Raw genomic sequence first — 12,681 nt, 5'->3', positions numbered from 1 at the left:
CCGATGGCGATGATCGGCGGCATCTCGCCCTGGCGCTGACCGGCACGCCGTTCTCGATCTCGGCGGCGATCGGCTTCATCGCGCTGTTCGGGATCTCGACCATGGAGGGCGTGATCCTGCTCGCCTACTACAACCAGCTGCTCGACGAAGGCTGGAAGCGGCAGGAGGCGGTCTGGCACGCCGCCGTGGTGCGCATGCGCCCGGTGATGATGACCTGCGTGGCGGCCTGCGTCGGCCTGCTGCCGGCGGCGGTCTCCACCGGCATCGGCTCGCAGGTGCAGAAGCCGCTGGCGCTCGTGGTGGTGGGCGGCATCATCCTGGCGCCGAACCTGATCCTCGTGGTCGTGCCGGTGCTGATCTCCCTGTTCTCCCGACGGCACCCGAACCCGGACGCACAGGCCCGGTCCGCGCATCGGGCCGCCGCGTGAGCCGGTTCACGACCGCACGGGCGGGGGCTCTGCCCGTTGCAGGGGCGCCACAACGGCATCCCCGCGGGCGCCAACAGGGGACAGCTGCATTGACTTGGATGCGGTCCGCGCCGCTCTACCGAGGTGGGGTTTTCGGGGGCGGGATGGTGGACTTTGCGCCGGGACGGTGCAGACGGGCAGCCGCTGTGCTGGCGGCCTCCCTGTGCCTGTCGGCCTGCGCGGTCGGCCCGAACTTCGTGCCGCCCGAGGATCCGCCGGTCGGCCGCTACACCAAGGAACCGCTGCAGAATCCCTCCGCGGCCGACAAGATCCGGACCCGGCAGGGCGGCTCGGCCGACCAGAGCTTCGTCTCCGGCGCCGACATCCCCGGCCAGTGGTGGACCCTGTTCCACTCGAAGGCGCTGAACCGCCTCGTGGAGCAGGCCCTCGCCAACAACCCGACGCTGGAGGCCGCGCAGGCCTCCCTGCGGGTGGCGCAGCAGAACGTGCTGGCCCAGAAGGGCACGCTCTATCCGAGCCTGACCGCGACCCCGCAGATCCAGGGCGCCCAGGCGCCCGGCCTCGACCTGCAATCGCCCCTCAACAACCAGAACCAGTATCTCTACAGCCTCTCCACGCCGCAGGCGGTGGTCTCGTACAATCCGGATGTGTTCGGGGGGAACCGCCGGCAGATCGAGTCCCTGGAGGCCACCACCGAGAACCAGCGCTTCCAGCTGGAGGCGGCCTATCTGAGCCTGACCGCCAACGTGGTCGCCGCCGCGATCCAGGAGGCGTCCCTGCGGGCGCAGATCGACGCGACCCGCAAGGTGATCCAGGCGCAGACAGAGGTGCTGCAGCTCTACAACAAGCAGCTCTCCCTGGGGCAGATTGCCGGGGCCGACGTGGTGCAGCAGCAGGCGGCGCTGGCGCTGTCGCAGCAGCTGCTGCCTCCGCTGGAGAAGGCGCTCGCGCAGCAGCGCAACCTGCTCACCGCGCTGGCCGGGCGCCTGCCCTCGGACGAGGTCTCCGAGACCTTCGACCTCGCCGCCCTGCGCCTGCCGACGCGGCTCCCGGTGAGCCTGCCCTCGCGGCTCGTGCAGCAGCGGCCCGACGTGAAGGCGGCGGAGGCCCTGGTGCAGCAGGCGAGCGCCACGGTGGGCGTCGCGGTGGCGAACCGCCTGCCGCAATTCAGCCTGACCGCCACGGGCGGCTCCAGCGCCACCCGGATCGCTCAGGTCACAAGTCCGGGGGCGGCGTTCTTCACGATCATCGGGCAGGCGACGGCGCCGATCTTCGATGCCGGCACCCTGTTCCGGCGGCAGCGCGCCGCCGAGGAATCGCTGACGGTGGCGCAGGCGCAGTACAAGGCGACGGTGATCACCGCCTTCCAGAACGTCGCCGACGCGCTGCGGGCGCTCCAGGCCGACGCGAAGGCCGTGGCCGCCGCCGACGCGGCGGTGAGCGCCACGAACCAGAGCCTGGGGCTGATCCGCAAGCAGTACACGGCGGGGGCGATCACCTCCTCGCAGGTGCTGATCGCCCAGCAGGGTTACCTCTCGGCGCTGGTCACCTCGGCCGCGGCGCGCGCCACGCAGTACGCCGACACCGCCGCCCTGTTCGTGGCCCTGGGCGGCGGCTGGTGGAACCGCGCCGACGTGGCGCCGCCCCCGCCCGAGAAGGACCCGCTGAAGTTCCTGTGACCGGTTGCCCCGTATCGTGACCGACCGCGTCCTGACATTCGCCCCCGTCCCGGGGGCCACCCTGATCCTGGACGACCGCTCGGGCCGCCCCGCTACCGCGTCAGGTGTACATCGCGATGGCGTCCTGCAGCATCTGGTCGGTGGTGCTCATGACCTTGGTGTTGGCGGTATAGGCCTGCTGGGTCTCGATCATCTTCGAGAACTGATCCGAGATGCTGGCGTTCGACTGCTCCACGGAGCCGGCCGCGATGGTCGCGCCGTTGAGGCCGTAGCTCGGCGTGCCCGACTGACCCGTCGCCACGTAGGTCCCCCCGTCGAGGGAAGCGAGATTGTCCTGCAGTCCGAACTGCGCCAGCTGCAGCGAGCCGAGCGCCACGGAGCTGCCATCCGCGGCCGTGCCGGTGAGCGTACCGGCCGGCGAGACCGTGAGGCTCGACAGGGTATTGGCGCCGGTGGGGACTTGGACGGGGGCGGTCGCCGACGGGCCGGCGAACAGGTAGTAGCCCGCACCGTTGCTGAGATAGCCGCTGGCGTCCGGTGCGAAGTCGCCGCGTCGCGTGTAGCCGGTATCCCCGGTGAAGCTCGGGCTCTGGGTCGTCCCGGTGTTCTTCCGGACGATGAAATAGCCGTTGCCCGAGATGGCGAGATTGGTCGATACGCCGGTCGACTGCACCGTACCCTGGATGTTCAGGCTGTTGCGCGTGCCCGGCGACACCCCGCCGGCCAGCTGTGTGCTGCGATCGGTCTCGGCCAACATGTCGGCGAAGCTCGTCTCGGTGGACTTGAACCCCGCCGTCTGGGTGTTGGCGATGTTCCCCGAGATGTTGTTCAGGGCCAGCGACTGCGCCGAGGCGCCGGAAATCGAATTCGAGAGCGCGGTGAAAAGGCCCATCGGGGTCTCCATTCGCCGGAGCGGCACGGCTCCCGATCCGACGACGACCCATAGGCGTGCACTATGGTTAACCGACGGTGTGTTTACACATGTTGCTGAGCCGGCCCGGGGGCGTCGGGGGTAGCGGGGCGCCGCAATCCCGCCGCAGCGAGCCTGATCCGGTCGCACTGGCCCGGGTCGCTTCGCTCCACCTGCGGCGACCGTGGAGGCGTCAGGCCCCGAGGGCGCTCAGCACGATCTCCCGCCGATGCGGCCGGTCGCGGTGCTCGATCAGGTAGATCCCCTGCCACGTGCCGAGCGCCAGCGTTCCGTCGACCAGCGGGATGGTGAGGGCCGAATCGGTGACCAGGGTGCGGATATGGGCCGGCATGTCGTCCGGTCCCTCGGCGCCGTGGACGTAGCCGGCCTGCCGCGGCGCGAACCCGTCCAGCGCGGTCATCAGGTCGGTCTGGACGTCGGGGTCGGCATTCTCCTGGATGGTGAGCGAGGCCGAGGTGTGCCGGCAGAACACCGTGACGAGACCGTCCCGGATGCCGCTGCCGCGCACGAAGGCCGCCACCGCGGCGGTGAAATCCGTGAAGCCCGGCCCCGCGGTTGCGATGGTGAGGCGCCCGCTCGCGTGGCGCTCCACGGCGCCGGAGGCCAGCGCCTCGACCGGACCGATCGTGCCGGCCCTGGTGTTTCCCCGTCTCATCCGGTCTCCTCCATCAGGGTCGCCCCCGGCGCGATCTCGCGCTCGCCGCGAGCGAGGATCCGTTCCAGCACGTCGATCCGGTCGGCCTCGGCGGGCGGCTTGTCCCAGCGGATGCGGCTGACCCGGGGGAAGCGCATCGCCACCCCCGATTTGTGCCGGGTCGAACGCTGGACGCCCTCGAAGGCAATCTCCAGCACCAGCCCGGCGTCGCGTCCATGGGCGACCTCGCGCACCGGGCCGAAGCGCTTGGTGGTGTTGTTGCGGACGTAGCGGTCGAGCTTGGCGAGTTCCGCGTCGGTGAAGCCGTGATAGGCCTTGCCCACCGGCACCAGCTCGTCGCCGCCCTCGGGCGCCGCCCGCCAGACCCCGAACGTGTAGTCCGAGTAGAAGGACGAGCGCTTTCCGTGCCCGCGCTGGGCGTACATCATCACGGCATCGACGATGTGCGGCTCGCGCTTCCACTTCCACCACGGTCCCTTGGGACGGCCCGGCAGGTAGGGGCTGTTCCGGCGCTTGAGCATCACGCCCTCGATGGCGTCGGCATCCTCGCCCGCCCCCACCGAGGCCGGATCCGCCCGGGCGGCCGCGAGCGCCGCCCAATCCGCGAAGGGCACACGGGGCGAGATGTCGATCCGGGCGTGGTCGAGGCGGGTGACCAGCGCCTCCAGCTTCTCCCGACGGGCCTCGAAGGGCTCGGCCCGCAGGTCCTCGCCCGCGAGGGTGAGGAGGTCGTAGGCCCGGACATGGGCGGGAAACTCCTCCAGGAGCTTGGCCGTCACCGCCTTCCGGTTCAGGCGCTGCTGGAGGACATTGAAGCTCTGCACGCGCCGCTCGCGCAGGATCAGCAATTCGCCGTCGATCGCCCCCGTGAAGGTGATGGCCTCGGCGAGATCCGGGAACGCCCCGGTGATGTCCTCGCCGGTGCGGGAATAGACCTTTCCGACTTGCTGACCCGCCCGGTCGGGGCCGCCGACGAGCTGGACGCGGATGCCGTCCCACTTCCACTCGGCCGAGAAGGCCTCGGGCTCCAGCTTCTCGAGGTCGGCCTCCTCCTCGATCGGGTGCGACAGCATCGGCGGCCGGAACGGGGCGGGATTCAGGGTCTCGGGCCGCTCGGCCCGGCCCTCGACCCAGGCGAACAGGGTCGCGAAGGGCGGGGTCAGCCCGTGCCAGACCTCCTCCACGGCATCGGCCTCGTGGCCGCCCAAGGCGCCGACGGCCGTCTTGGCGAGCCGCGCCGAGACGCCGACCCGCAGGTTGCCGGTGACGAGCTTCAGGAGCGCCCAGCGCCCGGTCTCGTCGAGGGCATCGAGCCAGCCGGCGAGGTGACGGGAGAGCTCGCGCTTGGGGATCGTGCTGAGCGTCTCGACGACTTCGGCCAAGCTCGGTGGCGGCGGGTTGTTGTGGCCGATCCCGGCGGCCCCATCCCCTCCCGCCTCTGCGGGGGGGGAGAGAGATGGGACGGGCCAGATCAGCGCCGTCGTCTCGGCGAGATCCCCGACGTAGTTGTGCGACAGCCGGAACAGGACCGGGTCGATCCGCTCCTCGACGAGTCCGCGGATCAGCGCCGGCTTGGCCTCGCGGAAGCTCAGCGTGCCGGTCATGGCGCCGAGCGCGTAGCCGCGTTCAGGATCGGGGGTGCGCGAAAAGTAGTCCTGCAGCATCCGCAACTTGGCGTTGCGGCGCGGCTCGTAGGCGAGGCGGTCGAGGAGGTGGGCGAATGCGTTCACGCCGCCGCCTCCGTCCCGGAGCCGGCCTCGACGGAGCCCGGCTCGGCCTCGCCGTCATCGCCGTAGCCGAGCAGGTGGAGGGGCTTGGCCTTGATGCCCTGCGTCCCGCACCAATGGACCAGCGCATCCTCCTGACCGTGCGTGACCCAGACCTCGCCGGCACCGGTGTCGCGGATGGTGCGGCACAGGTCCGGCCAGTCGGAATGGTCGGAGATCACCAGCGGCAGCTCGACGCCCTTCTGGCGGGCGCGGGCGCGCACCCGCATCCAGCCCGAGGCGAAGCAGGTCACGGGATCGGGGAATTTCCGGGACCACAGATCCTGGATCGACGAGGGTGGGCAGATCACGATCGCCCCCTGCAGGTCCTTGCGCTCGGCAGCCACGACCTTGGGCGTGTCGCCCAGCGGCACCCCTTCCTCCTTGTACAGCGTCGTCAATTTCTCCATGGCGCCGTGCAGGTGGATCGGGCGGTCCCAGCCCTCCTCCCGGAGAAGCGCCATCACCCGCTGCGCCTTGCCGAGCGCGTAGGCGCCGACGATGTGGGCGCGTTCGGGGAACAGCCGCGCCGAGTCGAGGAGCTTGCGGACCTCGCCCCGCGTGTCGGGGTGCGTGAAGACCGGCAAGCCGAAGGTCGCCTCGGTGATGAACACGTCGCAGGGCACCACCTCGAAGGGCAGGCAGGTCGGATCCGGCGCCCGCTTGTAGTCGCCCGAGACCACGACCCGAACCCCGTCCCGTTCGATGGCGATCTGCGCCGAGCCGAGCACGTGGCCCGCCGGCGCGAAGCGCACGGTAACGTCGCCGACGCGGAGTGCCGCACCGAGCGGCGCCTCCTGCCGCTGGCGGCAGAACTCCGCGCCGTAGCGCACCGCCATGATCCGCAGGGTCTCGGGCGTCGCCAGAACCTGTCCGTGGCCGGCGCGGGCATGGTCGGCGTGCCCGTGGGTGATCAGCGCGCGCTCCACCGGCCAGGTCGGATCGACGTGGAAGCGCCCGAGCGGGCAATAGAGACCCTCGCGGGTCAGGGTGAGGAGATCGCTGGCGCGTATCGGCATCGGGTCCGTGCAGCCGGTGGAGTCCGCCGGTGGCCCCGATATATAGGCGCCCCCGACCCGGCAGACGCATGGCCTCGCAGCTCAGTTCCGGCGACCTCCTCGCCGATCGCCGCTATCGCTACGCGGAGGCCTGCTTGGCCGACGGCGACCATGCGGGCGCCGCCGACCTCGCCGAGCAGGTCCTGGACCTTGCTCCGCGCTACGCGCCCGCCTGGCTCCTGCTGGGCCGGGCGCGGGAGGGTCTGGCGGCCTCCGGCGCCGATCCGGCCCTGCGTGCCGCGGCGGCACGCGCCTATGCCAGCGCCCTCGAGATCGATCCGGAGGACAGGCTGGGCGTGCGCACGCATCTCGTCCGCCTGGGTGTCGGCGACGGCCTCCCGGTCCTGTCGCCCGCCTATGTCCGGGCTCTGTTCGACGACTACGCGCCGCGTTTCGAGCACCACCTCGTGGAGGGCCTGGGCTATGTCGGCCCGCAACGCGTCCGCGACGCCCTGCCGGGCGTCCCGGAGCGCTTCCCGGTCGCGCTCGATCTCGGCTGCGGCACGGGGCTGATGGGCACCGTTCTGCGCGACCGGGTCGATCATCTCACCGGGATCGACCTCTCCCCCGGGATGCTGGCAATGGCGCGGGCCAAGACGTGGCGGGATCGGCCGCTCTACGACCGCCTGATCGAAGGCGACCTCTCCGCCGCCCTGGCGGACCTGCCGGAGGCCTGCGCCGATCTCTGCCTCGCCGCGGACGTCCTGATCTACGTGGCGGACCTCGCCGCGTTCCTGACGGGGATCGGCCGGGTCCTGCGACCGGGCGGGCTCGGCGCCGTCACGGTGCAATCCCACGACGGTGCCGGCTCGGTCCTGGGCAAGGACGGACGCTATGCCCATGCCGATGCCCACATCGCGGCGACGGCCGCCGGCGCCGGACTGGAGATCCTGACTCTGCGTCCCGCCCACATCCGGCGCGAGGGTGGGCGGCCGGTGCCGGGGCGCGTCGTTGTGCTGCGCCGCACATCGGCATGAAACCGCTTGGCTCTTCGTCCATTGTTTGTCGGCCGCGAATGGGCGCGGCCGCTCGATCGGGGGATCAGCATGGCGGATTACGGAAACAGGACAGGCCGCGCGACACCGGAGCGGAAGCCAGAACCGCCGGCCGACAAGTCCTTTCCGGCCGATCCGCGGACCCGCATCCCGTTCGCGATCGCCCTGGCCGCGCTCGCGGGCTGCGCCGATTCCATCGGCTTCCTGGAATTCTCGCAGCTGTTCATGTCGTTCATGTCGGGCAACACCACCCGCTTCGGCGTGGCGGTGGCCAATGGCGACTGGGAGAACGTCACCCGCGTCGCCAGCACCATCTGCATGTTCTGTTTCGGCGCCTTCCTGGGGACTCTGATCGCCGCCTGGGTCGGGCGCTGGCGCCTCGCCGTGCTGCTGACGCTCCAGGCCCTGCTGCTCGCCGGCGGCCTGCTGATGCCGTGGGGCACCTTCGCCTATCCGCTGCACGCCTATCCCATCGTCCTGGCGCTGGGCCTTCAGAACGCGACGCTGCAGGACGAGGGCGGCCGCTCGCTGGCGCTCACCTACGTCACCGGCGCCGTGGTGCGTTTCGGCACCGGCTGCGCCAACCTGCTGCTCGGCACGGTGGCGCCCTCCTTCTGGATCCAGGCGCCGCTCTGGGCCGGTCTCAGCACCGGCGCGGTGGTGGGCGGCCTGCTCGACATCCGCTACGGCGAATCGGCCTTCCTGTTCCCGGCGGCGCTCGCCGCCATCCTGGCGCTGATCGCGATCGTGCTGACCATCGCCAAGCCGGGCAGCACGCTGGTGGCGGGCTCCTCTCCGGCGCCCGACGCCAGCCCGAAGGCCGAGGTCATCGACGCCATCCACTGAGATCCCACCGGGGCGGGTGCGGGATCAGCCGTCGGAATCCCGGTAGCTGCCCCGGCCCTGCTTGATCACGGCACGGCTCTTCTTGGCGACGATCCGCCGTTCCTTGGAGCCCTTCGTGGGCTTCGTCGCCCGGCGGATCGGGGGCGGCGGCTTGGCGGCCTCGGCCACGAGGTCGACGAGGCGCTGCAGGATCTCGGCCCTGTTGCGCTCCTGCGTCCGGTGCCGCTGCCCGATGAGGACCAGGACGCCGTCCTTGGTCATGCGCCGCCCCGCGAGCCGCACCACGTTCGCCTTCACGCGGTCGTCCACGGAGGGCGAATCCAGGACCGGCCAGCGGAGCTGGACCGCCGTCTCGACCTTGTTGACGTTCTGGCCGCCCGCGCCCGAAGCACGCATGAAGGACAAGGTGATCTCGTCCTCCGCGATGGCGATGCGCGGCGTCACCCGCAGGGACATGGCGGCCTCTCCGACAGGATCGTCAACGGCCGCCGCGCCCGCGTATCGGGCGCGGGGCGGAGGATGCAGAGGGGTATCCCCATAACCACATTCCCCTCAATCCGCTGCCCCGCCCACGCCACCGACCCGCGCGGACCGAGGGCTGCCCGCGGGCGGCCGCGCGGCCGGGTCAGGCGGCCTCGGCCGGCGTGCGGGCGCGCACGGCGAGGGCGTGGAGACCGCGCTTGAACGCATCGTCCAGGACTGCGTTCACCAAGCGGTGCCGCTCCACGCGGCTCTTGCCCTCGAACGCCGACGCGACGATGTCGACCCGGTAGTGGGTCTCGCCCCCCGGCCGTGCCCCCGCATGACCGGCATGCAGATGCGACTCGTCGATCACGTCGAGGCGCGCCGGCGCGAGTTGCTCCCGCAGCCGCGTCTCCATCCAGTCCCGCAGGGTGCCCCCCGCGCCCACACCATCCGTCATCCTGCCCTCGCGTCGCGTTCGTGGGCTGCCGTCAAGCCCGATCCCGCGCATGCGTCATCAGGCCCGGTGCCCTTGTGTCTCAGGTCTGCCCCCTCATAATCGGCCCGTCATGGATCTCAACTCGCGCCTGTTCGACAGCATCCGGATCAAACCGTCCTGCGACGAGCCGAAAGCCGCGGCCGAGGGCGTCTGCGAGAGTCCGGGCTGCACCCATCCGGGTCTGTACCGGGCGCCCAAGGGCCGGAAGGCGGAGGGCCAGTACTGGCGCTTCTGCATGGACCACGTCCGCGCCTACAACGCGACCTACAACTACTTCGACGGCATGAACGATGCCGCCGTCCAGGCCTATCAGAAGGACGCGATCATCGGGCATCGCCCGACCTGGGCGATGGGCGTGAACCGGACCGGCCAGGCGAAACCGGCGGACGAGCCAGCCCGCGACTGGGCCTATGTCGATCCGCTGGGCATCCTGCGCGGCGAGGGCGTCGGCGATGCCCGCCGGCGCGCGCGTCAGCCCGAGGAGCCGCGCAAGCCCCGCCACTCGGCCACGGTCCGCCGGGCCCTCGACGTGATGGGCCTCGAGGAAGGCGCGGATTCGGCCGCCATCAAGGCGCAGTACAAGATCCTGGTGAAGCGCTTCCACCCCGACGCCAACGGCGGCGACCGGTCGTTCGAGGAGCGGCTGCGCGACATCATCCGGGCTCACGACGTGCTGCGTGGAGCCGGACTCTGCTGACCGGCACGAACCCTGCACGCCGGTTCGCATCCGGGATAGGGCAATCCGCACGGCGCGACCCTATATGGGGTCGATGCCGGTCGGTGGCGCCCGGGCGCGTCGCCGTCTAAGGATGGCTTCGCCCCGCCGCGGAGGCCCGGCTCGACGTCCTTTCGCGCGGATGCTCCACTGCTAGGGAGTGGAGCGACCGCGCCTCACGAGGTTCCGAATGCTCTCTGACGATACGCCCGCCGCGCTGCCCGACCGCACCGTCTCCGTCCGCGATGTCTTCGGCATCGACCTCGACCTCAAGGTCCCGGCCTATGCCGAGCCCGAGGAGCACGTGCCGGATCTCGATCCGGACTACATCTTCGACCGGGAGACGACGCTCGCGATCCTGGCGGGCTTCGCGCGCAACCGCCGCGTGATGGTCACCGGCTATCACGGTACCGGCAAATCGACCCATATCGAGCAGGTGGCCGCCCGGCTGAACTGGCCGTGCATCCGCATTAACCTCGACAGCCACGTCTCGCGCATCGACCTCGTCGGCAAGGACGCCATCGTCCTGAAGGACGGCAAGCAGGTCACCGCCTTTCAGGACGGCATCCTGCCCTGGGCGCTGCAGAACAACGTGGCCCTCGTGTTCGACGAGTACGATGCCGGCCGCCCGGACGTGATGTTCGTGATCCAGCGCGTGCTGGAACTCTCGGGCCGCCTGACGCTCCTCGATCAGAAGCGCGTGATCCGCCCGCACCCGGCCTTCCGGCTGTTCGCCACGGCCAACACGGTGGGACTGGGCGACACCTCGGGCCTCTATCACGGCACCCAGCAGATCAACCAGGGTCAGATGGACCGCTGGTCGATCGTCACGACGCTGAACTATCTGCCCCACGACCGCGAGGTCGACATCGTGCTCTCGAAGGCCACGCATTACCGGAGCGACCAGGGCCGCGACATCGTCAACCGGATGGTGCGGGTGGCGGATCTCACGCGCAACGCCTTCATGAACGGCGATCTGTCCACCGTCATGAGCCCGCGCACGGTGATCACCTGGGCCGAGAACGCCGACATCTTCAAGGATATCGGCTTCGCCTTCCGGGTGACCTTCCTGAACAAGTGCGACGAGCTGGAGCGGACCCTGGTGGCCGAGTTCTACCAGCGCGCCTTCGGCAAGGAGCTGCCCGAGAGCGCGGTGAACGTCGCGCTGAGCTGATCTGCATGGAGGACGCGATGGCGCATCCGGCCCCGACCCGCGAGGACGCTCCGGCGGCTCCGCATGCCGAGGGGCGGACGCGCTACGCGGATGATCTCTATAGCTGGGTTCAGGAGCAGGTGGCGTTGCTCCGCGCCGGCCGGGTGGACGCCCTCGACCTCGACAACATCGCCGAGGAGCTGAGCGACGTGGGCTTGAGCGAATATCACCGGCTCACCAGCGCTGTGGAGATCGTCCTGCTCCACATGCTGAAATGGGATCATCAGCCGGAACGCCGCAGCCGCAGCTGGACGCTCAGCATCGCCGAGCACCGTGAGCGCATCCTGATCCCGCTGCGGAAGAGCCCCAGGTTGAGATCCAGCCTGGACGAGGTGCAGCGCGACGGGTTCCGCCTCGGTCGCCTCGGGGCGGCCCGGCAGATGAGGCGCTCGCCCAAAACCCTGCCCGCGGAGTGTCCCTACAGCTGGGACGACATCCTGAATCGCCCCTTCGAAGTCGACGTCGACCGGTAGCCCGCATGTCCATCTCCAACCGCAAGCCCGGCGAGCGCCGCGAACCCGTGGCCGAGCCCCTGAAGCGCTCGGTGGCCGGCTGCCTGCGCGCCATCGCCCGGCGCTCTGAGGTCGAGGTCACCTACGCCACCGACCGGCCGGCGCTCACCGGCGACAAGGCCCGGTTGCCCGAGCCGCCGCGCAAGCTCTCGGCGCAGGACGTCGCAGTGCTGCGCGGCAATGCCGACGCCATGGCGCTGCGGCTCGGCTGCCACGACGTCGCCGTCCATCGCCGCCTCGCCCCCGAGAACGCCGCCGCCCGGGCAGTCTACGACGCGGTCGAGCAGGCCCGGGTCGAGGCGATCGGCTCGCGCCGGATGGCGGGCGTCGCCAGCAACATCTCGGCGATGCTGGAGGACCGCTACCACCGCGGCGGCAAGTACGAGACCATCACCGACCGGGCCGACGCCCCCATGGAGGACGCGGTCGCCCTGATGGTGCGCGAGCGCCTGACCGGCCAGAAGCCGCCCGAGGCTGCAACCAAGATCGTCGAACTGTGGCGCGAGCATATCGAGTCCAAGGCCGGCCCGAATCTCGACGGGCTGATCGGCTCGATCGAGGACCAGCGCAAGTTCGCCCGCTCGGTGCGCGATCTCCTCACCTCCCTCGACATGTCGGACGAGACGCCGTTCGACGCCGAGGATGACGAGAACGACGACGAGAACGACGCCCAGGACGAGGAGCAGAACCCGAGCGAGGGCGATTCGGAGGAGAAGAGCCAGGGCGAGCGCGCCGAGATCGAGACCTCCGAGGAAGCCTCCGACGAGATCGAGGACGGCGCCCAGGAATCCGCCGATGCGCCCTCGGGCGAGCTGCCCGAAGAGGCGGAGGATGCGGAATCCGAGGAGGCCTCGGAAGCCTCGCGGCCGCCCCCAGCGCAGGGCAACGAGGCGCGTGGACCCGAATACGGGGTGTTCACCCC

At 70.6% G+C, this 12,681-nt stretch carries 12 protein-coding genes and 2 pseudogenes; 8 read left to right on the top strand and 6 right to left on the bottom strand.

The genetic code is table 11. The annotated features are described in order from the left end of the window. Nucleotides 1–428: pseudogene (locus tag I53_RS30125) on the top strand (efflux RND transporter permease subunit); the annotation flags it as partial. Nucleotides 429–571: 143 nt separating this feature from the next. Next, on the top strand, nt 572–2,107 hold the full coding sequence (locus I53_RS30120; RefSeq protein WP_043358068.1) for an efflux transporter outer membrane subunit: 1,536 nt from the start codon (nt 572–574) through the stop codon (nt 2,105–2,107). 100 nt (nt 2,108–2,207) lie between these two features. On the opposite strand, the gene I53_RS30115 is transcribed toward I53_RS30120, so the two are convergent. From I53_RS30115 to I53_RS30100, 4 genes are all read right to left on the bottom strand, one after another. Further along, nucleotides 2,208–2,999 carry a flagellar hook basal-body protein gene (locus tag I53_RS30115; protein ID WP_043358075.1) on the bottom strand — a complete coding sequence of 264 codons (792 nt, stop codon included), beginning with the start codon at nt 2,997–2,999 and terminating at the stop codon, nt 2,208–2,210. Between the two features lie 211 nt (nt 3,000–3,210). Next, nucleotides 3,211–3,693, bottom strand: coding sequence for a secondary thiamine-phosphate synthase enzyme YjbQ (locus I53_RS30110; RefSeq protein ID WP_043358066.1), 483 nt, complete (start codon nt 3,691–3,693; stop codon nt 3,211–3,213). Continuing rightward, entirely contained in the window at nt 3,690–5,423 is a 1,734-nt protein-coding gene (locus I53_RS30105) for a cisplatin damage response ATP-dependent DNA ligase (RefSeq protein WP_043358064.1), read from the bottom strand. Before I53_RS30105 ends, I53_RS30110 begins: the two co-directional genes overlap by 4 nt. Next, a complete protein-coding gene (locus tag I53_RS30100) occupies nt 5,420–6,478 on the bottom strand; it encodes a ligase-associated DNA damage response exonuclease (protein ID WP_043358063.1) in 1,059 nt (352 codons plus the stop codon). The genes I53_RS30105 and I53_RS30100 overlap by 4 nt, the downstream gene beginning before the upstream one ends. 68 nt (nt 6,479–6,546) lie before the next feature. Between I53_RS30100 and I53_RS30095 the strand changes: the two genes are divergently transcribed. Both I53_RS30095 and I53_RS30090 read left to right on the top strand, forming a co-directional pair. After that, on the top strand, nt 6,547–7,494 hold the full coding sequence (locus I53_RS30095; protein ID WP_043358061.1) for a methyltransferase domain-containing protein: 948 nt from the start codon (nt 6,547–6,549) through the stop codon (nt 7,492–7,494). A 69-nt stretch (nt 7,495–7,563) separates the two neighbouring features. Further along, nucleotides 7,564–8,358 (top strand): YoaK family protein, encoded by a 795-nt coding sequence (locus tag I53_RS30090; protein WP_043358073.1) that lies wholly within the window; start codon nt 7,564–7,566, stop codon nt 8,356–8,358. A 24-nt stretch (nt 8,359–8,382) separates the two neighbouring features. Here I53_RS30090 and arfB read toward each other — a convergent pair whose 3' ends face one another. Continuing rightward, nucleotides 8,383–8,814 carry an alternative ribosome rescue aminoacyl-tRNA hydrolase ArfB gene (gene arfB, locus I53_RS30085; protein ID WP_043358059.1) on the bottom strand — a complete coding sequence of 144 codons (432 nt, stop codon included), beginning with the start codon at nt 8,812–8,814 and terminating at the stop codon, nt 8,383–8,385. Between the two features lie 169 nt (nt 8,815–8,983). Then, nucleotides 8,984–9,280, bottom strand: a complete 297-nt coding sequence (locus I53_RS30080; protein ID WP_043358058.1) for a BolA family protein — start codon at nt 9,278–9,280, stop codon at nt 8,984–8,986. A gap of 109 nt (nt 9,281–9,389) precedes the next feature. Here I53_RS30080 and I53_RS30075 point away from each other — a divergent pair, with 109 nt between their 5' ends. The 4 genes and pseudogenes from I53_RS30075 to I53_RS30060 all read left to right on the top strand — a co-directional run. Beyond that, nucleotides 9,390–10,016: a J domain-containing protein gene (locus I53_RS30075; protein WP_043358056.1), complete on the top strand. Its 627-nt coding sequence runs from the start codon at nt 9,390–9,392 to the stop codon at nt 10,014–10,016. Between the two features lie 208 nt (nt 10,017–10,224). Beyond that, the gene (gene cobS, locus I53_RS30070) at nt 10,225–11,208 is read left to right on the top strand and encodes a cobaltochelatase subunit CobS (protein ID WP_043358054.1); all 984 of its coding nucleotides are present in this window, start codon (nt 10,225–10,227) and stop codon (nt 11,206–11,208) included. Between the two features lie 17 nt (nt 11,209–11,225). Then, nucleotides 11,226–11,720 (top strand): DUF29 domain-containing protein, encoded by a 495-nt coding sequence (locus I53_RS30065; protein ID WP_043358071.1) that lies wholly within the window; start codon nt 11,226–11,228, stop codon nt 11,718–11,720. A gap of 5 nt (nt 11,721–11,725) precedes the next feature. Next, nucleotides 11,726–12,681: pseudogene (locus tag I53_RS30060) on the top strand (cobaltochelatase subunit CobT); the annotation flags it as partial.

It is taken from the genome of Methylobacterium sp. B1 (assembly GCF_000333255.1).
Taxonomy (GTDB): domain Bacteria; phylum Pseudomonadota; class Alphaproteobacteria; order Rhizobiales; family Beijerinckiaceae; genus Methylobacterium; species Methylobacterium fujisawaense.
This window is presented reverse-complemented; position numbering and strand designations above follow the sequence as displayed.

Bases quoted from the DNA above. Each gene is read 5' to 3' on its own strand.
- I53_RS30120 (WP_043358068.1), top strand. From the start codon at position 572: ATGGTGGACTTTGCGCCGGGACGGTGCAGACGGGCAGCCGCTGTGCTG.
- I53_RS30115 (WP_043358075.1), bottom strand. From the start codon at position 2,999: ATGGGCCTTTTCACCGCGCTCTCGAATTCGATTTCCGGCGCCTCGGCG.
- I53_RS30110 (WP_043358066.1), bottom strand. From the start codon at position 3,693: ATGAGACGGGGAAACACCAGGGCCGGCACGATCGGTCCGGTCGAGGCG.
- I53_RS30100 (WP_043358063.1), bottom strand. From the start codon at position 6,478: ATGCCGATACGCGCCAGCGATCTCCTCACCCTGACCCGCGAGGGTCTC.
- I53_RS30095 (WP_043358061.1), top strand. From the start codon at position 6,547: ATGGCCTCGCAGCTCAGTTCCGGCGACCTCCTCGCCGATCGCCGCTAT.
- I53_RS30090 (WP_043358073.1), top strand. From the start codon at position 7,564: ATGGCGGATTACGGAAACAGGACAGGCCGCGCGACACCGGAGCGGAAG.
- arfB (WP_043358059.1), bottom strand. From the start codon at position 8,814: ATGTCCCTGCGGGTGACGCCGCGCATCGCCATCGCGGAGGACGAGATC.
- I53_RS30080 (WP_043358058.1), bottom strand. From the start codon at position 9,280: ATGACGGATGGTGTGGGCGCGGGGGGCACCCTGCGGGACTGGATGGAG.
- I53_RS30075 (WP_043358056.1), top strand. From the start codon at position 9,390: ATGGATCTCAACTCGCGCCTGTTCGACAGCATCCGGATCAAACCGTCC.
- cobS (WP_043358054.1), top strand. From the start codon at position 10,225: ATGCTCTCTGACGATACGCCCGCCGCGCTGCCCGACCGCACCGTCTCC.
- I53_RS30065 (WP_043358071.1), top strand. From the start codon at position 11,226: ATGGCGCATCCGGCCCCGACCCGCGAGGACGCTCCGGCGGCTCCGCAT.